General features: G+C 63.7%; 25 protein-coding genes and 1 pseudogene. 14 read left to right on the plus strand and 12 right to left on the minus strand.

Translation table 11 applies throughout. From position 1 onward, the window contains the following. Positions 1-52 precede the first annotated feature (52 nt). Positions 53-1087 carry an NAD(P)/FAD-dependent oxidoreductase gene (locus FJ951_RS12555; RefSeq protein ID WP_140515283.1) on the plus strand — a complete coding sequence of 345 codons (1035 nt, stop codon included), beginning with the start codon at positions 53-55 and terminating at the stop codon, positions 1085-1087. A gap of 11 nt (positions 1088-1098) precedes the next feature. Here the strand turns inward: FJ951_RS12555 and FJ951_RS12560 are convergent, their stop codons facing one another. Together FJ951_RS12560 and FJ951_RS12565 are read right to left on the minus strand one after the other, a co-directional pair. Then, positions 1099-2574, minus strand: a complete 1476-nt coding sequence (locus tag FJ951_RS12560; protein WP_140515284.1) for an MDR family MFS transporter — start codon at positions 2572-2574, stop codon at positions 1099-1101. A gap of 240 nt (positions 2575-2814) precedes the next feature. Further along, entirely contained in the window at positions 2815-3432 is a 618-nt protein-coding gene (locus FJ951_RS12565; protein ID WP_181168435.1) for a DUF922 domain-containing protein, read from the minus strand. Positions 3433-3567: 135 nt separating this feature from the next. Between FJ951_RS12565 and folP the strand changes: the two genes are divergently transcribed. The 3 genes from folP to folK are packed head-to-tail and all read left to right on the plus strand — an operon-like array spanning position 3568 to position 5293. Further along, positions 3568-4419: a dihydropteroate synthase gene (gene folP, locus FJ951_RS12570; RefSeq protein WP_140515285.1), complete on the plus strand. Its 852-nt coding sequence runs from the start codon at positions 3568-3570 to the stop codon at positions 4417-4419. A gap of 3 nt (positions 4420-4422) precedes the next feature. Continuing rightward, positions 4423-4782 carry a dihydroneopterin aldolase gene (folB, locus tag FJ951_RS12575; protein WP_140498905.1) on the plus strand — a complete coding sequence of 120 codons (360 nt, stop codon included), beginning with the start codon at positions 4423-4425 and terminating at the stop codon, positions 4780-4782. Beyond that, the gene (folK, locus tag FJ951_RS12580) at positions 4766-5293 is read left to right on the plus strand and encodes a 2-amino-4-hydroxy-6-hydroxymethyldihydropteridine diphosphokinase (protein WP_140515286.1); all 528 of its coding nucleotides are present in this window, start codon (positions 4766-4768) and stop codon (positions 5291-5293) included. Before folB ends, folK begins: the two co-directional genes overlap by 17 nt. Here the strand turns inward: folK and FJ951_RS12585 are convergent. Together FJ951_RS12585 and FJ951_RS12590 are read right to left on the minus strand one after the other, a co-directional pair. Then, positions 5285-5830 (minus strand): DUF924 family protein, encoded by a 546-nt coding sequence (locus tag FJ951_RS12585; RefSeq protein ID WP_140515287.1) that lies wholly within the window; start codon positions 5828-5830, stop codon positions 5285-5287. The two genes, folK and FJ951_RS12585, sit on opposite strands and share 9 nt — an antisense overlap. Positions 5831-5842: 12 nt before the next feature. After that, a complete protein-coding gene (locus FJ951_RS12590; protein WP_140515288.1) occupies positions 5843-7678 on the minus strand; it encodes a monovalent cation:proton antiporter-2 (CPA2) family protein in 1836 nt (611 codons plus the stop codon). 263 nt (positions 7679-7941) lie between these two features. Here FJ951_RS12590 and FJ951_RS12595 point away from each other — a divergent pair, with 263 nt between their 5' ends. Further along, positions 7942-8208 carry a hypothetical protein gene (locus FJ951_RS12595; RefSeq protein ID WP_140515289.1) on the plus strand — a complete coding sequence of 89 codons (267 nt, stop codon included), beginning with the start codon at positions 7942-7944 and terminating at the stop codon, positions 8206-8208. Between the two features lie 86 nt (positions 8209-8294). Here the strand turns inward: FJ951_RS12595 and FJ951_RS12600 are convergent, their stop codons facing one another. The 4 genes from FJ951_RS12600 to FJ951_RS12615 all read right to left on the minus strand — a co-directional run bounded on the left by FJ951_RS12600 (position 8295) and on the right by FJ951_RS12615 (position 12099). Continuing rightward, positions 8295-8846 carry a hypothetical protein gene (locus tag FJ951_RS12600; RefSeq protein WP_140498896.1) on the minus strand — a complete coding sequence of 184 codons (552 nt, stop codon included), beginning with the start codon at positions 8844-8846 and terminating at the stop codon, positions 8295-8297. A gap of 90 nt (positions 8847-8936) precedes the next feature. After that, positions 8937-10058 carry a YcjF family protein gene (locus FJ951_RS12605; RefSeq protein WP_140515290.1) on the minus strand — a complete coding sequence of 374 codons (1122 nt, stop codon included), beginning with the start codon at positions 10056-10058 and terminating at the stop codon, positions 8937-8939. Continuing rightward, complete coding sequence (locus FJ951_RS12610) at positions 10055-11533, minus strand: YcjX family protein (protein ID WP_140515291.1); 1479 nt, start codon at positions 11531-11533, stop codon at positions 10055-10057. The genes FJ951_RS12605 and FJ951_RS12610 overlap by 4 nt, the downstream gene beginning before the upstream one ends. Positions 11534-11595: 62 nt before the next feature. Beyond that, positions 11596-12099 carry a histidine phosphatase family protein gene (locus FJ951_RS12615; protein WP_140498890.1) on the minus strand — a complete coding sequence of 168 codons (504 nt, stop codon included), beginning with the start codon at positions 12097-12099 and terminating at the stop codon, positions 11596-11598. Between the two features lie 271 nt (positions 12100-12370). Between FJ951_RS12615 and dksA the strand changes: the two genes are divergently transcribed. Next, positions 12371-12787 (plus strand): RNA polymerase-binding protein DksA, encoded by a 417-nt coding sequence (dksA, locus tag FJ951_RS12620; RefSeq protein WP_140498888.1) that lies wholly within the window; start codon positions 12371-12373, stop codon positions 12785-12787. Between the two features lie 135 nt (positions 12788-12922). Here dksA and FJ951_RS12625 read toward each other — a convergent pair whose 3' ends face one another. Further along, positions 12923-13660 carry a flagellar biosynthetic protein FliO gene (locus tag FJ951_RS12625; RefSeq protein ID WP_181167579.1) on the minus strand — a complete coding sequence of 246 codons (738 nt, stop codon included), beginning with the start codon at positions 13658-13660 and terminating at the stop codon, positions 12923-12925. A gap of 244 nt (positions 13661-13904) precedes the next feature. Here FJ951_RS12625 and FJ951_RS12630 point away from each other — a divergent pair, with 244 nt between their 5' ends. Then, positions 13905-16481 (plus strand): response regulator, encoded by a 2577-nt coding sequence (locus tag FJ951_RS12630; RefSeq protein WP_140515292.1) that lies wholly within the window; start codon positions 13905-13907, stop codon positions 16479-16481. Positions 16482-16536: 55 nt separating this feature from the next. On the opposite strand, the gene FJ951_RS12635 is transcribed toward FJ951_RS12630, so the two are convergent. Beyond that, the gene (locus FJ951_RS12635; protein ID WP_140515293.1) at positions 16537-17163 is read right to left on the minus strand and encodes a TetR/AcrR family transcriptional regulator; all 627 of its coding nucleotides are present in this window, start codon (positions 17161-17163) and stop codon (positions 16537-16539) included. 49 nt (positions 17164-17212) lie between these two features. On the opposite strand from FJ951_RS12635, the gene FJ951_RS12640 reads away from it, so the two are divergent. The 3 genes and pseudogenes from FJ951_RS12640 to FJ951_RS12650 all read left to right on the plus strand — a co-directional run bounded on the left by FJ951_RS12640 (position 17213) and on the right by FJ951_RS12650 (position 19136). Then, entirely contained in the window at positions 17213-18055 is an 843-nt protein-coding gene (locus FJ951_RS12640; protein ID WP_140515294.1) for an oxidoreductase, read from the plus strand. Positions 18056-18137: 82 nt separating this feature from the next. After that, positions 18138-18257, plus strand: a pseudogene (locus FJ951_RS12645) (IS5/IS1182 family transposase); the annotation flags it as partial. Between the two features lie 156 nt (positions 18258-18413). Next, positions 18414-19136 (plus strand): DeoD-type purine-nucleoside phosphorylase, encoded by a 723-nt coding sequence (locus FJ951_RS12650; protein WP_140515295.1) that lies wholly within the window; start codon positions 18414-18416, stop codon positions 19134-19136. A 70-nt stretch (positions 19137-19206) separates the two neighbouring features. Here the strand turns inward: FJ951_RS12650 and FJ951_RS12655 are convergent, their stop codons facing one another. After that, complete coding sequence (locus FJ951_RS12655) at positions 19207-19512, minus strand: ribbon-helix-helix domain-containing protein (RefSeq protein ID WP_140498878.1); 306 nt, start codon at positions 19510-19512, stop codon at positions 19207-19209. A 246-nt stretch (positions 19513-19758) separates the two neighbouring features. Between FJ951_RS12655 and FJ951_RS12660 the strand changes: the two genes are divergently transcribed. The 3 genes from FJ951_RS12660 (at position 19759) to FJ951_RS12670 (ending at position 22376) form a co-directional block, all read left to right on the plus strand. Beyond that, a complete protein-coding gene (locus tag FJ951_RS12660; RefSeq protein WP_140498876.1) occupies positions 19759-20154 on the plus strand; it encodes a VOC family protein in 396 nt (131 codons plus the stop codon). Positions 20155-20226: 72 nt separating this feature from the next. After that, complete coding sequence (locus tag FJ951_RS12665) at positions 20227-20757, plus strand: gluconate 2-dehydrogenase subunit 3 family protein (protein ID WP_140515296.1); 531 nt, start codon at positions 20227-20229, stop codon at positions 20755-20757. Between the two features lie 47 nt (positions 20758-20804). Further along, complete coding sequence (locus FJ951_RS12670; protein WP_140515297.1) at positions 20805-22376, plus strand: GMC family oxidoreductase; 1572 nt, start codon at positions 20805-20807, stop codon at positions 22374-22376. 66 nt (positions 22377-22442) lie between these two features. Here FJ951_RS12670 and FJ951_RS12675 read toward each other — a convergent pair whose 3' ends face one another. Next, the gene (locus FJ951_RS12675; RefSeq protein WP_140498872.1) at positions 22443-22841 is read right to left on the minus strand and encodes a hypothetical protein; all 399 of its coding nucleotides are present in this window, start codon (positions 22839-22841) and stop codon (positions 22443-22445) included. 313 nt (positions 22842-23154) lie between these two features. Here FJ951_RS12675 and urtA point away from each other — a divergent pair, with 313 nt between their 5' ends. Next, positions 23155-24465 (plus strand): urea ABC transporter substrate-binding protein, encoded by a 1311-nt coding sequence (gene urtA / locus FJ951_RS12680; protein WP_140515298.1) that lies wholly within the window; start codon positions 23155-23157, stop codon positions 24463-24465. The last annotated feature ends 48 nt before the right edge of the window (positions 24466-24513 follow it).

A 24513-nucleotide genomic window follows, 5' to 3' on the forward strand; every position in this document is an offset into this window, starting at 1 on the left:
CAGCAAGCCGATGGTCATGCAGTCTCACGCCAATCCAGCAGCGAGGCGCATCATGACCGGCATCACCAGGACAGACGTACTCATTGTCGGGGCAGGGCCGGTCGGGCTGTTCGCCGTGTTTGAGCTCGGCCTGTTCGACATGAAGTGCCACCTGATCGACATTCTCGACCGGCCCGGCGGCCAATGCGCGGAACTCTATCCGGAGAAGCCGATCTATGACATTCCCGGCTGGCCTTCGATCTCGGCGCAAGGCCTGGTCGACAAGCTGCTCGAGCAGATCGCGCCGTTCAAGCCTGATTTCACCTACAATCGCATGGTCTCCAGCCTGGAGAGGTTGGAGGACGGCGGCTTTCGCGTCACCACCGACGAGAATGAGGTGTTCGAGGCCAAGGTGGTGGTGATCGCCGCCGGCGGCGGCTCCTTCCAGCCAAAACGCCCGCCCATCCCGGGCATCGAACCCTATGAGGGCAAGAGCGTCTTCTATTCGGTGCGCCGAATGGAAGATTTTCGCGGCCACGACCTCGTTATCGTTGGCGGCGGCGATTCAGCGCTGGACTGGACGCTCAATTTGCAGCCGGTGGCAAAAAGCGTGACGCTGGTCCACCGGCGCCCGGAGTTCCGCGCCGCGCCCGACAGCGTCAACAAGATGTACGCCATGCAGGAAATGAAGCAGCTGGATTTCCAGGTCGGGCAAGTGACCGGCTTGACCGGCGCCGACGGCCAACTGTCGTCCGCCCTGATCAGGGGGCCGGAGGGCGACATCGAAATTCCCTGCACGCGGATGCTGCCCTTCTTCGGCCTGACCATGAAGCTCGGACCGATCGCGGAATGGGGGATCAACCTTCACGAGAACCTGATTCCGGTCGACACCGAGAAGTTCCAGACGTCGGTCCCGGGCATCTTCGCGGTCGGCGACATCAATTGGTATCCCGGCAAGCTGAAGCTCATCCTGTCGGGCTTTCACGAGGTCGCGCTGATGGCCCAGGCCGCCAAGCGCATCGTCAGCCCGGGCGAACGCATCGTCTTCCAATACACGACCTCCTCCTCCAGCCTGCAGAAGAAGCTCGGTGTGGTGGATGCCTCCTGACGCGTGTCGCTTCAGTCCGCCAGTATGGGGGCCTCGGGATGGCCGCGCAGCGGTTTTTCCGGCATCAGGCTTAGCGTCAGCAGCGCCATGATCAACATCACCACGGCGGCGACGAAGATCAGCCCGAAGGCGGCAGCTTCAGCACCGGCGCCGGTCGCCTGCGCGCCTTCGCCCGCCAGCGGCAGTCCGTTGCCCAGGGCGACCGCACCGAGGATAGCAACGCCGAGCGCACTGCCCAGCGAGCGCAGGAACGTCAGAACGCCGGTGGCGACGCCAAGGTGCCTGGGGTCGACTGCGTTCTGGACAGACACCGTGGCCACCGGAAAGGTGGTTCCGCTGCCGAGCCCGACGCATGTCGTCAGGATCTCGACAACCAGCAGCGAGGCGTGCCCCGCCACCAGGCTGAGGGTGCCGAGGCATAGAACGGCGAAGGCCAATCCGAAGATGGCGATCCGCTTGTAATGGACGAAACGCGGAATGGTGCGCCCGCTGAATGTCGCGCCGGCCACCGTGCCAAGCATCAGCCCCAGGAGGGCGGTGCCGGATTCGCTTGCCGACAGGCCGATGACCGACTGGAGATAGACCGGCAAGTAGACAGACAGGCCGATATTGGCCGCCTGCAGAAGGAACATGGAGAGCGTGCCGGCAAGGACGATCGGGTTGCTCAGTACCTCGAGCGAAATCAGCGGCTCGGTTGCGCGCAGCAGCCGCAGCGCAAAGGCGCCCCACAGGACCAGGGAACTGGCGACGAGCCCGAGGATCTCCGTCGATAGCCAGGGGTATTCGCTGCCACCCCAGTTCAGCGCCAGAAGCAGCAGGGCCGTGGCGGCGACGAGAAGCAGCGCGCCGAGCCCGTCGATGCGATGCCGTCTTGCCGCGACCGGCAGCTTGCGCAGCGGCTTGTTGATGATGGCCATGGCCAGGATGCCGAGCGGAATGTTGATCCAGAAGATCAGCGACCAATGGAGATGTTCAGCGAACGTGCCGCCGAGCAACGGCCCGGCGATGCTGGCGACTGCCCATGTGCCCGAGATCCAGGCCGCATAGCGTGCCCGCTCGCGTGGCGGCACAAGGTCGCCGATGACGGTCTGCGCCAGGGCAAAAAGCCCGCCGCCGCCGGCGCCCTGGATCGCGCGGCCGATCACCAGCACGAACATGTTGGGCGCCATCGCACTGACCAGCGAGCCGGCGAGGAAGATGAGGATCGCGCCATAGACGGTCGGCCGGCGGCCGTAGACGTCGGAGATCTTGCCGTAGAGCGGCGCCATGGCGGTTGCGGTCAGGAGATATCCGGTCACGATCCAGGGCAGGTACTCGGCGTGGCCGAGCGCTCGCGCGATGGTCGGCATGGCCGGCGCCACAATGGTCTGGTCAAGTGCTGCCAGCAGCATCGACAGGAGAACGCCGCCGATGATGGCGTTCTTTTCGCTTTCCGTCAGCGGCGCGCTCGCGGCCGCCACGGCCTGCTTGTCGACAGCCTGGTCCATAATCTTTCGTCCATATGCTTGCGCGCGCCGTCCGGTGCGTCGGCTGGGCTAGCCGGGTTGCATCCGCGGCGCGATCGGTCGTGATGCTCGTGTTTGAAGGTCGTGCCCTTGCCAACCCCTGATATGTCGTCCCGTATAGGCCGATTTCGACCGTTGCCCGAAAATTTTTCGAAGCTGGCACTACGCTTCGGCCCGGTTGGCTCGCACCGCCGCCCCTTTAGGCGACATGCATCAGGACATTCAGGTCGGCGGCAACCGGCCGTTGCCGATGCGCTCGACGCGATAGCGCAGGAGCCGCAGGATGCGGCTTTCGAAATTGACGCTTTCGACACGATCGAACTGCACCTGGGCACGGTCGTGTCTGGCGAGAATGGCGGCGGTGATCTGGGCGGCCTTGGCCTTCGCCGCATCGCAGTCCTTCTGCGGGTAAGCGGCTTTCAGCGCGTCTTCCAGTTCGCGGGCGTGATTCTTGGCGATCTCGACATGGCGTTCCTCATGGCGCTTGATGTCGGCCGACAGCGTGTCCCAGAACAGCCGCACATCCGCGTCGGCCTTGCGTGGGCGGCGCCATTCGGGAAGGATGACCTTGACCTTGACGGTCACGGCGGCGTCGGCGATCCGGCAAGAGCCAGACTGCCCGGCATAGCTGATGCGCGTGGTGAAGGCCATCTGGGTGGCGCCGGGATGCCGCGAGCCCGTGCTCTTCACCTGCGGACCGCGTTTGGAAAGCTGCGCCTCGATGTCTTCTAGCGTCCTGCCGCCAACGGCGAAGTAGCTATATGTCTTGACGAGATTGGCCGCGCCCGCCGGAACGGCGGTGGCGGCAAGCAGCAATGCGCAAAGCAGGGTTCGTTTCATCAGGTTGCCTCTCGTCCTACCTTGCTTTACGGCCATTGCCGGCGCAACGGAATTGATCTGGTGCGGATCACACATGGTTGATGAGCCACACGGTTGATGAGCCACACGGTTGATGAGCCCCATGGTTGATGAGCAATGACGGCGAGGCGATGGCAGTTGGCGCACGGACGCCATCTCGACCTTGGCGACAAGGCCGTGGTGGTCGGCATTCTCAATGTCACGCCCGACAGTTTTTCCGACGGCGGTCTGTTCGATGCCGCCGAGACCGCGCTGGTCCAGGCGCGCCGCATGCTGGGCGAAGGCGCCCTGGTCGTCGATGTCGGCGGTGAATCGACCAGGCCGGGCGCGTCCGTGATCACGGCGGGCGAGGAGCAGGCGCGGATCCTGCCGGTGATCGAGGCGCTGGCGGGTTCCGGCGAGGTGCTGATTTCGGTCGACACCTATCGCGCCGAGACCGCGCGGCTTGCCGTCGCGGCCGGGGCGCATATCGTCAACGACGTCTGGGGCTTGCAGCGCGAGCCGGACATTGCGCGTGTCGCAGCCGAAACCGGCGCGGGGCTCATCATCATGCATACCGGGCGGGATCGCCGGAAACTGCCCGACGTCATCGCCGACCAGTTCGCGTTCCTCGAAAAATCACTGGAAATCGCCTGCCGACACGGCATCGCCGACGATCATATCGTTCTCGATGCCGGCTTCGGCTTCGCCAAGGAGACGGCCGAGGATAACCTCGACCTGATGGCGCGGTTTTCCGAGCTCAACGCCCTCGGATTTCCGCTGATGGCCGGAACCTCGCGAAAACGCTTCATCGGCACCGTCACGGGCCGCGATGCCGCCGAAAGAGGGGCTGGGACTGCGGCGACGAGCGTCATACTGAGATTGAAGGGCGCCGACCTGTTTCGCGTCCACGATGTCGCAATCAACGTGGACGCGCTGGCCGTGGCGGATGCTATGCTGGCGCGCGAAACCGCCGCTTCGGAACGCTGAACCATGTATGTCATCCGCCTGAAGAATTGCGCCTTCTTTGCCCGGCACGGGGTGCTGGACGAGGAGGAGGCGCTCGGCCAGCGCTTCTATGTCGACGCCTCGCTCACCGTGGAGCCCGGGCGCGCGCTGGTCGACGATGCCATCGGGGAAACCGTCAACTACGGCGTTGCCTTCACGGTGATCGAGGAGATCATCACCGGACACAGGCGCTTCCTGATCGAGGCGCTGGCCCTGGAAGTCGCAAAAGCCCTGACGGAACGCTTCCCGCAGATCAGGAAAGCCGAAATCACGGTCCGCAAGCCGAATGCGCCGGTGCCCGGCGTGCTCGATTACGTCGAGGTGACCGTTGTCTGGCCGCAGTAACACCGTCTATCTCAGCCTTGGCGGCAATCTCGGCGATCCGGCGAGTTCGATGGCGGCGGCGCTGCGCCTGCTCGACGCCGATCCCGCCACTCGCGTGGCCGCGGTGTCCTCGCTCTACCGCACGCCGCCCTGGGGCAAGCTCGACCAGCCCGACTTCCTGAACGCCGCCGCCGAACTCTCGACACGGCTCTCGCCGCGGGCATTGCTCGACCTGTGCCTCGATGCAGAGCGCAAGCTGAAGCGCGTGCGCGAGGAGCGCTGGGGGCCGCGCCTGATCGATATCGACATCCTGGTTTTCGGCGACCGCGTCATCCACGAAACCGGCCTGGAAGTGCCGCATCCGCGCATGCTTGAACGTGCCTTCGTGCTGGCGCCGCTGGCCGAGATCGCGCCCGATCTTGCGGTAAGCGGGCGAAGCGTCTCGGAGCGGCTGGCCGCCGTCGATGCGGCCGGTATCGAACGCCTGCCGTCGGGCCGCGACTGGTGGCTGGATAGACCAGCGTCAGCCTGAGAACCCGCCATCGTCCAGAAAGGTTTTTTCCTCCGGCGTGGTCTCACGACCGAGCATCTTGTTGCGATGCGGAAAACGGCCGAAGCGCCGGATGATGTCGAGGTGTTCTTCGGCGTATTTGAGGTAGTCCGGCGCGTTGGCCGCGGTGAGCTCGACCGACCGTTCCTGGTCGGCGAGCAATTCCGAATGTTCGAACGGCAGATACAGGAACACCCGCAATTCCGGTTCGAGCGCCAGATCCTGGCCTGACGTTACGGCTTTTTGGGCAAAATGCTTCGCCAGCGGGTCCGTGGCGTACATGTGGCCGGTGCCGCGAAAGCAGTTGCGCGGAAACTGATCGAGCAGGATCATCAACGCCAGCGAGCCTTCGGCATGCTCCGACCAGCCGTCGCATTCGCGCCGTGCGGCCGCGTAGTGCAGCTCAAGAAAGCGGTTGCGGAAATCGCCGTCGAAAACATCGCTTTTCTCGAACCATGCGTCCGCTCCGGCATCACGCCAGAATGTGGTGACCGACAGGGCTCTGCTGTCCAAATCCATGCTTTTTTCCTATCAATCCGCCGGCTCGGACTTGTGCAGAACGCCGGCCGTTTCCTCGTTGAGCGCCTGGCCGGGGCGGCGCGGCGTGGAGAGCGGCGTCGGGATCGGCGTGCCGATATTGCCCTTCAGGAAGCGCTGTCCGGAGCGGATGCCTTCGGCGAGTTGCGTCTCGAAGCGGGCGGTGTCGCGGCGGCGGACGTCTTCGACCACCTCGGCGACGTCTTCCGGGTCGACGCCCAGGGCCTCCAGCGTCGAACCGCCAAAAACCAGCGCCGATTCGAATGTTTCACGCAGCTGATAGTCGACGCCTGTACGGATGAGCTGTAGCGCGGTGCCTCGGTCGAAGGCGCGCGCCAGCACGGTGAGCAAGGGAAACTCGGCTTTGACGAGCTCGGCGATGCGTACGGCGGCATCGGGTTTGTCGACGCAGATGAGCACGGCGCGTGCGCGCCCGGCACCGGCAGCGTGCAGGATGTCCAGCCGCGTGCCGTCGCCGTAGTAGACCTTGAAGCCGAAATCGGCCGCCGCCTGGATCATCTCGACATCGTTGTCGATGATCGACACGTCGATGCCGCGCAGCAGCAATGGCTGGCTGGCGATCTGGCCGAAGCGGCCGAATCCGATGATCAGCACGCTGCCGGTCAGCCCTTCGGCGACGTCGACGCCATCCAGCGACAGCTCGTCGCGCGGCGTCAGATACCGCAACGCGACGATCGCCAGCGGCGTCAGCACCATGGAGATGATGACGATGGCCGTCAGCGTCGCGTTGGCCTGGCCGTCGATGATGCCGACGGAAGCGGCGGCCGAATAGAGGACGAAGGCGAATTCGCCGCCTTGCGCCATGAAGACGGCGCGTTCCAGCGCCTCGCGATGGCCCGACTTCAGGATGCGGGCGACGATGTAGATGCCGAGCGCCTTCATGACCATGTAGGCAACGACATAGACGGCGATCAGCCGCCAGTTCTGAACCACCACATGCAGGTCGAGCGACATGCCCACGGCGAGAAAGAACAGGCCGAGCAGGATGCCGCGAAACGGTTCGATATCGGCTTCGAGCTGGTGGCGGAAGGTCGATTCGGACAGCAGCACGCCGGCCAGGAACGCGCCCATCGCCATCGACAGGCCGCTGAGCTGCATGGCAAGGGCGGATCCGAGAACGACCAGAAGGGCGGCCGCCGTCATCACCTCGCGGGCGCGGGCATCCGCGAGGATACGGAAGAAAGGGTTGAGCAGAAAACGTCCGGCCAGCACCAGGCCGATGATCGCGGCAAGGCCGATGCCGACCTCGGCCAGCCGCTCCGACAGGCTGGTGTCGGTGCCGCCTGGCGCCAGGAACGCGATCAGGGCCAGCAGCGGCACGATCGCCAGATCCTCCAGCAGCAGGATGGAGACGATGCGCTGGCCCTTGGGCGAGGCGATTTCGCCGCGCTCTTCCAGAAGCTGCATGACGATCGCCGTCGAGGTCAGCACGAAGCCGGCTCCGGCGACGAAGGATTGCGCGATGGAAAAGCCTCCGGCTATTCCCACACCGGTCAGCAAGACCGCGCAGACCCCGACCTGAAGCGCGCCCAGGCCGAAGATCTCGCGGCGCAAGCCCCAGAGCCGCGACGGCTGCATCTCCAGCCCGATAATGAACAGGAACATCACGACGCCGAGCTCGGCGACGTGGAGGATGGCTCCCGATTCGGAAAACACACCGATGCCGAACGGGCCGATCACCACGCCCGCGGCCAGATAGCCGAGAATCGAACCCAGGCCCATACGTTTGAAGATCGGAACGGCGACAACACCCGCGGCGAGCAGCGCCACCACCTGAACAAGCTCGCTGCCCGCTGCCTCTGCCGCCATTCCCGCCATTCCGCTCGTTTGAGGACCGCAGCCTGTGCGGTCGGGTCAAGACGCCTCGGATCAGGCGCCAGCGCCCCAAGGATAGGGGCTTCGGCGGGCATGTAACAGCCCGAATCCTGCGGCGGGCAATGTTGCAGGCACGTTACACAAGTTGAGCGCGAGGCCGCGTTGCGTCTGGCTGCAATCGGAGGTTAAGCACGCTCGGCTTCGGCCAGTGGAGGGTGTGGCGATCAAGCCGCGCCCTTTTTGAGGAGATGACTGACATGAAGAAGTTTTTGCTCGTTGCCGTCGGCCTGGCGGTGCTCGCCGGCTCGGCTTGCTCCAAGGCGCCTGAGTGCACGGCCGAGGTCGCCACCAAGAAGGCGCAGGACATGGCCGCCGCGCTGCAGGATGCGGTTACCAAGGATCCGTCCAAGGCGGCCGATCTGACGGCCAAGGTGCAAGAGGTGACGACCAAATATCAGGGCACCACGACCCTGGCCGACGCCTGCAAGGCCTATGATGAGGTGACGGCGGCGATCAAGGGCTGATCGTTCCTATCGACGTCTTCAAAAGGAGGCGGTGGCGATGGGCCGCCGTCTCTTTTTGTGTTTGGTTACAGGCGGTTGATACGCGCTCAGTTCGGCGCGATGGAGCCGACTTCGATCGCGTCGACCCGCTTCAGGCTCATGCCGATCACCGGCACCAGCTGGTCCGCGACGCGCACTGCAACCGTCACCGTCATCGAATTGTCGTCGGGGATGCGTGCCTGCATGACGCCGCGCAGCTGGTTGCGGTTGATGGTGAACACCACCTTGCGGGCATCGACCACATTGCCGCCGATGATATCGAGGCCGGCACCGGCCGCGCCGCCCATGAAGGAGCCCTTGTAATCGCGCCCCTTGCGCTCGATCTTGGCCGACATCGGCTGGGTGAACATGCCCACACGGCAGCCGCCGTCGAGCGTCATGCCCATCTTGCCGTCGGGCGTCGAGCCGGTGAAGCTGCAATTGAACTTCGTGCCCTTGTATTTGCCGGCAACGATCTCGCCCGGGCCCACCCACTTGCCTTCGGCGGACCGGAAGAACTGCTTGTCCGGCTCCGCCGCGGACGCCTGTGCGGCAATGCCGGCGACAGTGGTGATCGCAACCGCCAGGGGCAACAGGCTGGACAGAATTACGCTTTTCATCGACGACACCCGGCAACAAAGAGGCTGTTTTGGAACCAGTGCGACCATGAACAAGATTGGTTAATGCTTCGTCACTGCCAGGTCGTTGGTTCACTTGCCAGGCGGGGTGTTCTCGCTTTCCTTCCTGCTTGCGAACGATGTCAGCGCGGAGAGGAAATCACCCAGTCCCGGCCGTTTTGCCGCACTGAAGGGCAGGGGGCGCGCCGTCTCCATCGCGGCGATGCCGATGCGCGCCGTCATCATGCCGTTGACGACGCCTTCGCCGAGCTTGGCGGAGAGGCGCGCAGCCAGGCCGTGGCCGACGATCTGCTGGACGAAACTGTCGCCGACGGCGATCGAACCGGTGACCGCCAGATGCGCCAGCACGCTGCGCGCCAGGCGAAAGAAACCCAGTGTTCCCGGCCGCCCGCCATAGAGTTCCGAAAGGCGCCGGATGAGGCGCCCGGCCTCGAACACGACATAGGCTACGTCGACGAGCGCACGCGGACTGACGGCCGTCACCAGCGACACGCGTTTGGCGGCTTCCAGGATCATGATCTTGGCCCTGGCGTCGAGAGGGCCAAGGATCTCCGCCTCAGCCAGACGCACCAGATTGGCGCCATCGATGATCTCGTCGCGCAGATCGGCCAGCGCGCGCCTGCCCGCAGCCGTTTCGGGTTTGGCCGCGACGAAGGCCGACAGCTCGTCGACCACCAATCGCGCCGCCTTGGGATCGTCGCGTGCAATCGCATCGAGCGCACGTTTCTGCAGCTTTTCGACCTCGGCAAGCCGGGCGATCGCCAGGAACTCGCGAATCAGGATCACCATCAGCGCCAGCACGGCGACGGCAGCCATGCCGGCGGCCAGCCAACCCAACCACTCGGCGCGCGCGAACAGATCGCGAATGAGCTGATCGGTCCACAGGCCGATGGCCAGCGAAACCAGCACCCCGAACGCGCCGAAGAAGATGGAGCCAAGCAATGAACGTTTCCTGCGAGCGACCGCCGGCGGCGGTTCGGCAGCGACGATGTCCGGCTCGTCGAACACGTCGATCTCCGACGGGATGACCAGCGCGACATCGCTCTTCACCGCGCGGGGCTTGCGCTGTGTGTCGGTCTGGACACGGCGCGCCTCCGGCGCCCCGGCCTGGGCACGGCGCGCCTGCGCCGCGTCCTGCTGCGATGTGGCCTCCGGTTCGATGCGGAATGCCGCCGGCTTGCGGGGCGCGGTCATGCCAGATGGTCTCCGATCAGGAACTGCAAGGCACGGTCGAGCCGGATATGCGGCAGTGACAGCATGACGCCCTCGGCCGTGCGCTCGAGTTTTGGCGGGCGAAAACGCACGAAGCGGATCGCCGGGTCGGTATTGTCCTGCCTGTGCGCTCCCCCGGGAGCTTCGAAGACAGCATCAATTTTCTCCGGTAAATCACCGGGAAATATGGCCGTTTCAGCTTTCCCGTCAAAGGTGTCGCCATTGATTGTCTCGCCCGCGAGCGGTGTGCCGATGATGACCGGCAATGTCTCGCGGCCCTGTTTGACGGTGCCTTCCCGTGTTGCGCGCACCGCCGCCATGGCGACGACGTCGACGCCGGCGCCGGTGAAATTCGCCCGCGCCACGGCGCGGTCTGCCAGCCGCCGCACGATCGCCTGCAAGCGGTCATGGCTGTCGTGATGCAGGTGGTCGGCCTTGGTAGCGGCGATCAGGATACGATCGATGCGCCGCGAGAAAAGATCGGTGAGGAAGCTGCCGCGTCCAGGACGGAAACAGGCGAGGATCTCGGTCACCGCGCGCTCCAGGTCGGCCATGGCTCCGGGGCCGGCGTTCAGCGCCTGCATGGCGTCGATCAGCACGATCTGGCGGTCGAGCCGGGTGATGTGTTCGCGGAAGAAGGGTTTGACGACATGGGTCTTGTAGGCCTCGTAGCGCCTTTCCATCATCGCATGCAGCGAGCCGCTGCGCGGGCGCTTGTCGCCCAGGCTGTTTAGAGGCGCGAAGGTCAATGCGGGCGAGCCTTCGAGATCGCCAGGCATCAGGAAACGGCCCGGCGGCAAAGTCGAAAGCGCCCGCTCGTCGAGCTTGCAGGCTTTGAGATAGGCGGCGAAATCCTCGGCCAGGCGGCGCGCCGTCATCTCCTCGGCATCGGCGTTCGGGTCGATCTCGGCCGATAGCGCCCGCCAGGCGCGCGACAGATCCTCGCGCACCGGCAACGCAGCCATTTCAAGGGCTTCGCGCGAAAAATCGGCGAAGGACTTGCCGAGCAGCGGCAGGTCGAGCAGCCATTCGCCGGGATAGTCGACGATGTCGACCGACAGTTTTCCGGAGGAAAACATCCTGTTCCAGCCGGAGGCCGATTCATATTCGATGGTCAGCCGCAATTCGGAGATGGCGCGTGTCGAATCGGGCCAGACGCGGTCGTTCACCAAGGCGGCGATATGGTCCTCGTACTGGAATCGCGGCACCGCGTCGTCGGGCTGCTCTTCGAGGAAAGCGCGCGCGATGCGCCCGGATTTCTGCGCCTCGAACAGCGGCAGGCGCCCGCCGTGAATAAGGTTGTGGACCAGCGCCGAGATGAAAACCGTCTTGCCCGCCCTGGAAAGGCCCGTGACGCCCAGCCGCAGCGACGGCGAAAATAGCCCGCTGGCGCGGCCCGAAAGCGTGTCGAGCGCAATTCTCGCCTCGTCGGTGAAAGTGGTCAGCGATGACGCCAAAATTGTCTCTCGATGCTGCGACAGGTCCGATATAGGCGTTGCCATGCTGGTTTGAAATGGCGTCAGAGGTCAGCCGGCGTCAGGAATGCCTCGAGATAGCCGGCACCCTGGGCGGCCCCGGCAAGATCGCCGCTGAAGCGCACGACCGCCAGGCCCGAGGTCGGGAAACCATGATTGAGCATGGCGCGGGCGCTTTCCTCGCCATCGCCGGACACCGCCATGGCGAGATCCTCCGTCATCGGATTGTGGCCGACGAGCAGCATCGAACCCACCCCACCATTGTCCCGGATGAGGCTGAGGTACGCGGCCGCGTCCTCGCTGTAGAGCGCGTCGACGAACAGAACCCGGCCGGTGTCGGCCCGACCGGCCACGCCTTCCAGCGTCTCCTTCGCGCGCCGGGCTGTGGAGCAAAGCGTCAGATCGGGCACATAGGAGCGCGACCGCATGGCGATGCCCATCGCCTCCGCATCAGCGCGGCCGGACGCATCGAGAGGGCGATCGAAATCACGCATGCCGGGCAGCGCCCATCCGGCTTTGGCGTGCCTCAACAGATAAAGCCTGCTCACCCAACCTCCACCGTGCCAACAGCCCGAACCGTGCCGTGATTAGCCACAAGAACGGCGTGGCGCACAATGGCAGTCGTTTTTCGGACATGACGAATCATCAGCCGGCGGCTGCCAGTTCGAAGGATCCGGTACCTAAGACCAGCCCGAATCACCTCAATCGCGCTCATCGAGGCAGATTAACAATTGCGTGAATCGGTAATCGATTGCGCTTGTGCAGGCGTTTGACCGCGAATATATAGGCGCCAAATTTGGGGCTGTTTGGGTGAGTCGAATGAACGATGCCGTTACCGCCGATTACGTACCCTCCGAAGACGAGCCGTTCATGAACGAGCGGCAGAAATCCTACTTCCGCTCAAAGCTCGTCACCTGGAAGAACGACATATTGCGCGAAGCGCGCGAAACCCTCGAAATCCTACAGCAGGAAAACGCCAATCATCCCGATCTAGCCGACCGCGCCTCTTCGGAAACCGACCGCGCCATCGAACTCAGGGCGCGCGACCGCCAGCGGAAACTCATCGCAAAGATCGATTCGGCCTTGCAGCGCATCGAGGAAGGCACTTACGGCTATTGCGAGGAGACCGGCGAACCGATCGCGCTGAAGCGGCTGGATGCCCGCCCGATTGCAACCTTGTCGATCGAAGCGCAGGAGCGGCACGAGCGCCGCGAGAAGGTCTATCGCGACGATTAGCCTGCGGTCTGCATTCAAGAAGATTTCAGCGATATCGCTCTCGAAATGGCCGGTTTTCCGGCCATTTCTTTTTTCAGAACCCGGGCGATGCGCGCAAAACCCCGATCGGTTTTTCGGACCGGGCGCAAGCGCTGCTCATCTTTTCTGGCTGGAGAGTTCGCCCAGAAGCCTGGTCATCTCATCGTCGAGCGACGGCGGTGTTTTTGCCACCGGCTTGGTCGCCGGACTGCTCGAGCGGGGCTGGTCGAGCGAAACCTCGAGTTCCTTCATCAGCGTTTCATCGATGCTTTCCTGCCCCGGCGGTGGTGAAGCCGGCGGCGGGGCATGCCGGACGGCATTGACGTTTGCGGAGCCGTAGGAAGGCAGCGGCGTGACATTGGTCGGCTGATAACCCTGCGCCGCCGGCTTCGGCACCGGCTCCGGAGCGCGCTGGCGGGCGGGTGGCGCTGCACTCACCGGCTGCGGAGCAGGTGCCTGTCTCGCCGGCGCCGGGGTGGGCTGAGGCGCACGCGGCTTTGCCACCGCGACAGGCTGCTGCGAACCGCCATCTCCGGTCAGCGCGGGACGGCGTGGCGCAGAAAGGCGGATGTCACGCTCGACGACGACATCGGTCGGGCCGCCGATCAAAAGCAGATGCTCGATGTCGTCGCGGCGCACCAGCACCAGGCGGCGATGGCTGTCGACGGCGGTGGCGTCCATGACCGCAAGCCGCGTCTTGCGGTTCCGGCCGCCCGCGACAAAGGTGCCGAAGGTCAGGTTGCGAACGAGTTTGACGATGATGAGGACGATAACCAGCAGGACCAGCGCCGCGAAGGTCCACAGCAGTGCCGCTACATAGCCGGGGCCCGCTACGCTATCCAGCCATTGCAGCATTGGTTCCCCCTGATCGGTTTGGAAGTGACGCGACACTAGACCGTTGCGGCGGGCTGCCGCAAGTTGCCTTTCACGCTTCATGAACAGCTTGAAACACTGGAGGGCCGGCCGACATCATTTTTATCTGACATTTGCCGCCCGGGCCTTTTCGGGACCAGGAGAATATGATTCAACCCGACAGGGGCGGGCGTCGGCACACATTGCGGCGAGTATCGGAACACCGGACTTCAAGAGCAGGGGGCACATGGCCAAGGAAACGCGCGGCGATTTCTATCCGGTACCGATCGTCGATCAGAACACGCGGCCGGGCGCCGTCACCCGGCTCGTCATCTTCATTGCCGTCCTGACGGGGGCCGCGATCGTTTTCGGCCTGTTTCGCGAGCGGCTCGGCGACCCTTTCCTGCTGGGCATGCTCGGCGTGCTGGCGATGATCGGCGTCGGCTTCCTATTCGCCACGGCAATTGGCTTCGTGCAGATCACGCCACGCTCGACGGGCGACGAACTGTCGAAAGCATTCGTCGATTCGATGTCGCAGGGCCTTCTGGTCACGGACACCAAGGGCCGCGTGGTCTATGCCAACCGCGCCTATGCCGACATGACCGGAGCCTCTTCCGCGGCCGACCTGAAGACGGTCGAAGGGCTGCTTTCGGATGTTCCGGAAGCTTCGGTCACCATCTACCGACTGGCCTCCGGCCTGCGTGACGGCCAGCCGGGCGACGGCGAGTTCCGGCTCGCGCAGTCGATCAAGCCTGGCGCTGAGCCAGGCGCGCGCTGGTATCGCGCCCGCGCCCGCGCTTTCAGCGTGCCGGGCCAGCGGCCGCCGATGCTCGCCTGGCAACTTGCCGACATTTCGCAGGAACGCGCCGAGCAGGAGCGTTTCTTCCTGGACCTGCAGAAGGCGATCGATCATCTCGACCACGCGCCCGCCGGCTTCTTTTCCGCCGACCAGGAAGGCCGCGTCACCTATATCAACGCCACGCTCGCCGAATGGCTGGGCATCGACCTTGCCAGCTTCACGCCCGGCGCCGTCTCCCTGCCGGAGATCGTCGCCGGCGACGGCATGGCGCTGGTGCGCTCGGTCAAGGCCGACCCCGGTACGACGCGCAACGCGGTCATCGATCTCGACCTCACGACAATGACGGGCGAGGCGCTGCCGGTGCGCTTCATGCATCGCGTTTCAGCCAGCCGCGAAGGCCTCAACGGTCCGACGCGCACGATCGTGCTCAACCGCACGCAAGGCGAGGACGCCTCGGCGGACCTGCGCGCTTCGGAAGTGCGGTTCACCCGCTTCTTCAACTCGACGCCGATGGCGATCGCCGGCGTCGACGCCAGCGGGCGCATCCTGCGCACCAATGCGCCGTTCCTTTCGCTGTTTTCATCGGTCGTCGACCGGGACGCCGTCGACCGCCGCATGCGGCTCGACACGGTCATCCACGAACGTGACCGCCCGGCCTTTGCCGCGGCCTTCGAAAAGGCACGGCAGCGGCAGGCCGATATCGAGCCGATCGACACGCTCCTGCCCGGCAATGAGGAGCGCCACATCCGTTTTTACGTCAATGCGGTCGCCGACGGCACAGGCGGCGAGGGGGCCGAGGAGTCGGCCATCGTCTACGCCGTCGAGACGACGGAGCAGAAGGCGCTCGAAGGGCAGATGGCGCAAAGCCAGAAGATGCAGGCCGTCGGCCAGCTTGCCGGCGGCATCGCACACGACTTCAACAATGTGCTGACCGCCATCATCATGGCGTCGGACCTGCTTCTGACCAATCATCGGCCGTCGGACCCATCCTTCCCCGACATCATGAACATCAAGCAGAATGCCAACCGGGCAGCCTCGCTGGTGCGGCAGTTGCTGGCCTTTTCGCGCAAGCAGACGCTGCGGCCGGAAGTGCTGAACCTTACCGACGTGCTCGCCGATCTCAGGATGTTGCTCGCCCGTCTGGTCGGCAACGACATCAAGCTGAAGATCGACCACGGTCGCGATCTCTGGCCGGTCAAGGTCGATATCGGCCAGTTCGAGCAGGTGGTGGTCAACCTGGCGGTCAACGCGCGCGATGCAATGCCGGCGGGCGGCGACCTCACGGTGCGCACCCGCAATGTGACCGCCGAGGAGTGCAAGACCTTTCCCTACCGGGAACTCACTCCGGCGGACTATGTGGTGGCCGAGGTCGAGGACACCGGCAGCGGCATCGCGCCCGACGTGCTGAAGAAGATATTCGAACCGTTCTTCACCACCAAGGAGGTCGGCAAGGGCACCGGCCTTGGCCTGTCCATGGTCTACGGCATCATCAAACAGACCGGCGGCTTTATCTTCTGCGATTCCGAGGTCGGCAAGGGTTCGGTCTTCCGCATCTTCCTGCCGCGCCACATCGCCGAGGCAAAGAAGGCAGGCGAACCCGGGGAAGCACCGGCAGCGGTGCCTGCCAAGTCGGCAGAGACAGGCAAGGATTTGTCCGGGTCGGCCACGGTGCTGCTGGTCGAGGACGAGGATGCGGTGCGCATGGGCGGCATGCGGGCACTGACCTCGCGCGGCTATACCGTGCACGAGGCGTCCTCCGGAGTCGAGGCGCTGGAAGTGTTCGAAGCGCTCGGCGGCAAGGTAGACATCGTGGTTTCGGATGTGGTGATGCCGGAGATGGACGGGCCGACGCTGCTCGGCGAACTGCGCAAGCGCCAGCCGGACATCAAGTTCGTCTTCGTGTCCGGCTATGCCGAGGATGCATTCGCCAGGAACCTGCCGGCGGACGCGCATTTCGGATTCCTGCCGAAACCGTTTTCGCTCAAGCAGTTGGCAACGATCGTCAAGGACATGCTGGAGTCTTAGGCCGTGAACCCGTAACTCGGGAAATGGCCGAGATTGGCGGTTCCCGAACGGCAGCTTAGGAGGCGGAATCGCCGAATAGCGGCCGTTCAGCAAATCCGAGCAGCAAGGTTTTTGCGATTTCTCGCGCCTTCCAGGCAAGCGCCTCATCCGGCAGTTCGCCGGCGGTCCAGAATGACAGGACCCCACGAAAGGCAAATGCGAGCTGTTCCGGCAGACTGCGCAGCGCCTCCTGCCTGCTGGCCGCGATCAAGCCTTCGCCCGCTCCAAGGGCCAGCGACCACAAGGTTGTGGAGTGCGCCAGGACCTTTCCGGGGGACGGGCCGGCCGTGCCGATCCATCCCATCACGGCCCGGTTAATCCCCGGCTCCTCCAGCATCACCTCGACCGCCGTATCGATGGCCAACAGCACGCGGCCGGCGGCATCGGCAGGCGGTGACATCCCGGCAAAGCGCTGGACCATCGTATCGATCCGCCGCCCCGAAAGGGCATGCATGATCGCGGCCTTGCTCCCGAACTGATTGAACGGCGTCGCGAAACTGACTCCGGCTTCGGTGGCGAGGTCGCGCATCGAGAAATCGGCCTTACCCTGTCGGAGCAACCGCTCCGCCGCATCGATCACACGCCGGCGAAGCGGCTCACCCCGCGTAGCGGTCGGAGCAACCTTGGTCTTGTTTGGCGTCATGCTGTTATCTATATCATGATATAGTTTCAATCATAGCCCGGAGTGAACCATGACTTCCACCCCTAAGACATTCCTCATCACCGGTGTCAGCTCCGGGCTGGGGCGCGCATTTGCAAGAGGCGCGCTTGAAGCGGGCCATCGGGTGATCGGCACCGTGCGGCGGGAAGCCGACGCCGAGATCTTCGCCGCGCTCGCGCCCGATCGCGCCCACCCGCTCTTGCTGGACGTGACCGATTTCGAGACGGTCCCGGCGGCTGTCACCGCGGCCGAACGGCAGGCGGGTCCAATCGACGTGCTGGTGAACAACGCCGGTTACGGCCATGAGGGCGTGCTGGAGGAGTCCTCCATGGACGATCTCCAGCGCCAGTTCGCCGCCAACGTCTTCGGGCCCGTCGCGATGATCAAGGCGGTGCTGCCGGGCATGCGCGAGCGGCGTCGCGGCCATATCATCAACGTCACGTCCATGGGCGGCTTCATCACCATGCCCGGGATCACCTTCTATTGCGGAAGCAAATTCGCGCTCGAAGGCATTTCCGAAGCGCTCGGCAAGGAAGTGGCAGGCTTTGGAATTCGGGTGACGGCGCTCGCTCCCGGCCAATTCCGCACGGATTGGGCCGGACGCTCGATGGATCGCACGCCGCGCAGCATTGCCGACTATGACGCGGTCATGGACCCGATCCGCGCCGCGCGACAGGCCAAGAGCGGCAACCAACCGGGCGATCCGGCCAAGGCCGCGCAGGCGTTGCTCGTGCTGGTCGATGCCGCGAACCCGCCGGTACGGCTGTTCCTGGGCGACGATGCGCTGGGGCTGGTCGACCAGAAGCTCGACGCGATGCGGAGCGAAATCAGCGCGTGGGAGGAGCTTTCGCGATCAACCAGCTTCGCATCATGAGCGCTTGGAGTGCGTCGGCTGATGAAGACGCGCCGCGCGCTTTCATCAGCCTGCAATTGGGGCGGCTCGGCCTGACCGCCGGCCGAACATCCCGCCGAAGAGCAACCAAGTGAAGCCTTGCTTCAGCGGGCGGCTCTATCGCGAGCGCAACCTGATCGAGCGGTTCTCCTCCAAGCTGAAGCACTTCCGGCGTGTCGCCACCGCTACGACTTTGATAGAGTCGCCGACCGGTTTAACTCTTTGTTTTCGTGATATTGTCGTCCTGAAACGAAGTTTCCGTGTATTAGCGTTCCCGAATGCCTCTTGCGCAATACCGCGACAAGGCCATGATTGTGGATGAAACGGCAGGGACGAGCTGTTGACGCCACACATCGAAGCCAGCAAGGGTGACTACGCCGACATTGTGCTGTTGCCGGGCGACCCCCAGCGCGCCGAATGGATGGCCATGACATTCCTGGAGGCCCCACGCTGCATCAACCGCCGGCGCGGTGCCCTTGGCTTCACTGGCCTGTTTCGTGGTCAGCCGGTCAGCATCCAGGCGACCGGCATCGGCGTATCCTCCTTTCTGATCTATGCGCATGAGCTGCTGGACGGCTACGGTGTGCGGACTTTGATCCGTACCGGCACCTGCGGCGGGCTGACCGCTGAGGTAAAACTACGCAGCCTCGTCATCTCGCAATCGGTGCGGCCCGAAAGCGCCCGAAGCGGTCAGGTTTTCGGCCTCTATGACGCTGCAGCCGGGCCGGACCCGGCGCTGTTTGCTCGCGCATTGGCGAAGGCGGCCGAACTCGGCATCGACCATCGTGCCGGGCTGACGGCATGCAGCGACGTCTTCCACCATCCGCAGGGACGCGCCCGTTTTGCCGATGCGCAGGCAGCCGGCGCGCTGGCCGTGGACATGGAGACCAGTGCGCTCTATCGCATTTCCAGGCATTTCGGGGCCCGTGCGCTATCGATCTGCACGGTGGTCGACGATATCGACAGCGGCGAACAGACCCAATATGCGGAACGCCAGGATCTTTTTACCGACATGACGCGGCTGGCGCTGGAAATCGCCGCCGCCGATCGGCCCGGTGCGTGATAGGCCCGCCGAGCCGCCCCAGTTCCTGATGCATTCCGAACACAAAGCCGGGGGGCACTTTTCTGGATCTTCAGGCGGCTTCCCATTTCGGCGGCATCTGGTCTTCCATGCCCGGCCGGTGGCTGCGCAGATAGAGCGCGCAGGTGGTGCGCAGCATGGAGGCGAAGTTGGGAATCTCGCCATTGATCTCGATGGCCTCGTCATAGAGTTTCGAGATGAATTTCGGCGTCGTCAGGTCCTGGCTTTCGGCGATTTCGTCGAGCAGTGCCCAAAACGTCGCCTCAAGCTGGATGCTGGTCGAATATCCGTCGATGCGGATCGACCGGTTGATCTGACGATAACCTTCGGGGTCCTGGGCCGCAAATACCCTGCACATCCGACAACCTCCCACGTTCGTTGATTTTTGGCGTTGATTTTGGGTGGACAGATGCTTTTGCCGCCAGAGGCGACGCGGCCTTTGTCCCCGACAGCATTCTCCGGCAAAATCGGCTGAACAGCAATCGGACTTTCGTCCTTGCGATTGTCAGGCGAGTCGATCTTCGGAGCGTGGTAACCGGCTGCCACCATCTTTTGCCGTCGCCGCGCATAATCATCTTCGAAGCATCGAGTGGCGAGGACTGATTTGGCGAAGGCAATCCACACCATGATCCGGGTTCTCGACGAGACCCGCTCCGTCGATTTCTACAGAAATGCCTTCGGCCTCGATGTCGCCGAAAGGCTGGATTTCGACACGTTCACGCTCATCTACCTCAGCAATGCCGAGACGCAATTCGAAGTCGAACTGACCGTGAACAAGGGTCGGCAGGAGCCTTATGCGCTTGGCGATGGCTACGGCCATCTCGCGGTTTCGGTCGTCGATCTCGACGGCGAGCACGACCGGCTCGGCGCGCTCGGCCTCAACCCGAAGAAGATCGTCGAATTCAACCGTGACGGTTCGCTGATCGCACGCTTCTTCTTCATCGAGGATCCGGACGGCTACAGGATCGAGGTTCTGCAACGAGGAGGCAGGTTCCAGTAGAGATCGCGGCCGCGTGTGCGCGGCGCCAGCCAAGGCATCCCATGGATGCAACCAGCAAGCAGGGAGGAAAATATGGTCACGATCTATGAAAGCAGGCCCGGGCTTTCGCGGCGCGAGCTTCTGAAGCGCGGCGGCGTCGGAGCCTTGCTCGTCATTTCCGGCAGCGCGGTCATCAGCCCGGAACATGCCTGGGGCCTCGAAACGTCGGCGCTGAAGCCGGAGACGATGGCGACGCTGATCCAAATGGGGCGGGACGTCTACCCGCACGATCAGCTTCCCGACAAATATTACGCCATCGCGGTCAAGAGCCATGACGATCAGGCCGGCAAGGATGCCGCACATAGGGATCTCATCGAGAACGGCATCGCCGATCTCGACAAGAGGTCCGGCAAGGGCGGCTACCGGAACCTTGGTTGGGAGGATCAGCGTGTCGCAGTGCTGAAGCAGGTCGAAGCCACGCCTTTCTTCCAGGCGGTGCGCGGGGGCCTCGTCGTCAGCCTCTACAACCAGAAGGAGGTCTGGCCGGTCTTTGGCTATGAGGGCGAATCCTATTCCAAGGGCGGCTATATCGCGCGCGGCTTCGACGACATCGAGTGGCTCTGAGCCGCTCCTCTCGCCACCCAGCAAAATCGAAATCATGGGAGGAAACCATGGCAGCAGCATTTGATCTGAAAAACGACAATTTGGTCGTCATCATCGGCTCGGGAGCCGGCGGCGGCACACTCGGCAATGAACTCGCCCAGAAGGGCATCGACGTCGTCATCCTGGAGGCCGGCGCTCGCCACGAATTCGACGACTTCATCAATGACGAGTGGGACTCCTTTGCCCAACTCGCCTGGAAAGACAAGCGCACGACTTCGGGCGACTGGCGCGTAGCCAGGGATTTTCCGAACCTGCCGGCCTGGATCGTGAAATCGGTCGGCGGCTCGACCACGCACTGGGCCGGCGCTTCGCTGCGCTTCCAGGAGCATGAGTTCAAGACCGCCTCGACCTACGGCAAGGTGGAGGGCGCGAACCTGCTCGATTGGCCGGTGACACTGGCCGAGATGGAGCCTTATTACGCCAAGGCCGAAGCCAAGATGGGCGTCACCGGCACCAATGACTGGCCGAGGCTGCCGGGCAACAATAATTTCAAGCTGTTGAAGGCTGGCGCCGACAAGCTCGGCTACAAGGAATGCCACACCGGCAACATGGCGATCAATTCGGTCGAGCGTGACGACCGGATGTCCTGCCAGCAGACCGGCTTCTGCTTCCAGGGCTGCAAATGGGGCGCCAAATGGTCGACGCTCTACACCGAGATCCCGAAAGGCGAAGCGACAGGCCATCTCGAGGTGAGGCCGAACGCCATGGCCGTCAAGATCAACCATGACGCCTCGGGAAAGGTGACCGGCGTCGTCTATGCCGACAAGGACGGCAAGCTGCAGGAGCAGAAGGCCCGCATCGTCGCCGTCGCCGGCAATTCGATTGAAAGCCCGCGCCTGCTGCTCAATTCGGCTTCGAGCAAGTTCCCTGACGGCCTCGCCAATTCATCGGGGCAGGTGGGCAAGAACTACATGCGCCACACCACCGGCTCGGTTTATGCCATCTTCGACAAACCGGTGCACATGTATCGCGGCACCACGATGGCCGGCATCATCCGCGACGAGGCGCGGCATGATCCATCGCGCGGTTTCGTCGGCGGCTACGAATTCGAGACGCTTTCGCTCGGCCTGCCGTTTATGGCGGCCTTCCTCGATCCCGGCGCTTGGGGCCGCTCCTTCACCACCGCACTCGACCACTACGACCACATGGCAGGGCTGTGGATCGTCGGCGAGGACATGCCGCGCGAAGAAAACCGCATCACGCTGCATGCCGACGAAAAGGACGAGCACGGCATGCCGATCGCCGATGTGCATTTCGACGATCATCCCAACGATACGGCGATGCGCGATCATGCCTACAAACAGGCCACGGCGCTCTACGATGCGGTTGGAGCGACGCGTACTTTCCCGACGCCGCCTTATCCTTCCACCCATAATCTCGGCACAAACCGGATGAGCGAGAAGGCGGCCGAAGGCGTCGTCAACAAGCACGGCCAGACGCACGACATCAAGAACCTGTTCGTTTCCGACGGCAGCCAGTTCACGACAGGCGCGGCCGAGAACCCGACGCTGACGATCGTCTCGCTGGCGATCCGGCAGGCCGATTACATCGCCAGCCAAATGTCAGCGAGAAGCATCTAGTTCCACCTCCCGACTGCCTGCTGGCGCGGAGCCCCGACCGGGGGTCCGCGCCATTTTTCTCGACTTTCAGCCCTTGGTGCAGGTCGAGGCGGTGAAGGCGCCGTCGGGCTGTCTCATGATGATGTCGAACGAGGGCGGGCCCTGACCATCCAGAGTTGCCTGAGTGAGGGACAATGAGTTGCCGCCGGCGGTGTAGCCGCCGAGCGGTCCCAGCCAGGAGATCACCCCATTTGCGTCCATCTGGTAATTGTAGCCCTGCTGGGCGGTCCCGAAGGTGACTGGGCCGGTATAGACGTTTCCCTTGATGGTGATGTCGCCGAGGTTGAGGAACATGCCGAGCAGGTAGACCTCGCAATGATAAATGCCGTCGGGCATCTTGCCGTCGCTGAAGTCGGCTCGCGCCGCCCCGGTCGCCGCCGCCAGAAACAATAGGCCGGTAGAGATGCGTGAAATTCCGGATGCCATGACGTCGCTCGGTTAAGGGGCGAACTTGCCCCATTTGTGTGCCGTACCGCAATATTTGTCGCGTGCGGCCCGCGTCCGGAGATCAAAATCTAGGCATTTGGAGAAATTGGACGAAAATTAGGCAAAAACCGTGTGCGCTGCGCAAATTTCCCTCAACCAATTTTTAACCGGCCCTCACGCTTTCTCTAAGCACGATATGTCAATCCACTGATAATATTGAGCATTAACTCCTTCCACGAAACCGCCTCGGCGATTGGCATGGGGGTTGCTTCGTAGTGTTGCGTTGCAATCAATCAGCTTGGGAGTGTCAGGCATGAGGGGTAATTTCTCGACAATAACAAAAATGTTTTCGGCGGGCGTGGTCGCTGCCGGCCTGTCGATGTCGGCGCCCGCGAAGGCGGCCGACGACACGATCAAGGTCGGCATCCTCCATTCGCTGTCCGGCACGATGGCGATTTCGGAGACGACGCTGAAGGATGCCATGCTGATGCTCATCGACGAGCAGAATGCCAAGGGCGGCCTGCTCGGCAAGAAGCTCGAAGCGGTCGTCGTCGATCCGGCGTCCAACTGGCCGCTCTTCGCCGAGAAAGCGCGCGAGCTGATCTCCAAGGACAAGGTCGCGGCGGTGTTCGGCTGCTGGACCTCGGTGTCGCGCAAATCGGTGCTGCCGGTGTTCTCGGAACTCGACAACATCCTGTTCTATCCAGTCCAGTATGAGGGCGAGGAGAGCGAGCGCAACGTGTTCTATACGGGCGCGGCGCCGAACCAGCAGGCCATTCCGGCCGTCGACTATCTGATGAGCGAGGATGGCGGCTCGGTGAAGCGATGGGTGCTGGAAGGCACCGACTATGTCTATCCCCGCACCACCAACAAGATCCTCGAGGCCTATCTGAAGGCCAAGGGCGTCGCGGCGGAAGACATCATGGTCAACTACACGCCGTTCGGTTTCTCGGACTGGCAGACCGAAGTCTCGGCAATCAAGAAGTTCGGTTCGGCCGGCAAGAAGACCGCCGTCGTCTCCACCGTCAACGGCGACGCCAACGTGCCGTTCTACAAGGAACTGGGCAACCAGGGCATCAAGGCCGAGGACATCCCGGTCATGGCCTTCTCGGTCGGCGAGGAGGAGCTTGCCGGTCTCGACACGGCGCCGCTGGTCGGCCATCTCGCCGCCTGGAACTACTTCGAGAGCGTCGACACGCCCGAGAACAAGAAGTTCATCGCCGACTGGCACAAGTTCATCAAGAACGACAAGCGCACCACCAACGACCCGATGGAGGCCCACTATATCGGCTTCAACATGTGGGTGAAGGCGGTCGAGAAGGCCGGCACCACCGATCCGGACAAGGTGATTGACGCCATGGTCGGCGTCTCGGTGCCGAACCTGACCGGCGGCTATTCGACGATGATGCCGAACCATCACATCACCAAGCCGGTGCTGATCGGTGAAATCCAGGCCGACGGCCAGTTCGAGACGGTCTCGCGCACGGCGGGGCTGGTGATGGGCGACGAGTGGTCGGATTACCTGCCCGATTCCAAGGACTTGATCTCCGATTGGCGGGCGCCTCTGTCCTGCGGCAACTTCAATGTCGCCACCGGCAAATGCGGCGGCAAGGGCACAAACTGATCCTCCCGGGCTGGACCTTCAGGTCCATGCCCATGACCGCGAGCGTCC

The sequence above is a fragment of the Mesorhizobium sp. B2-2-3 genome, from assembly GCF_006442405.1.
Lineage (GTDB): Bacteria > Pseudomonadota > Alphaproteobacteria > Rhizobiales > Rhizobiaceae > Mesorhizobium.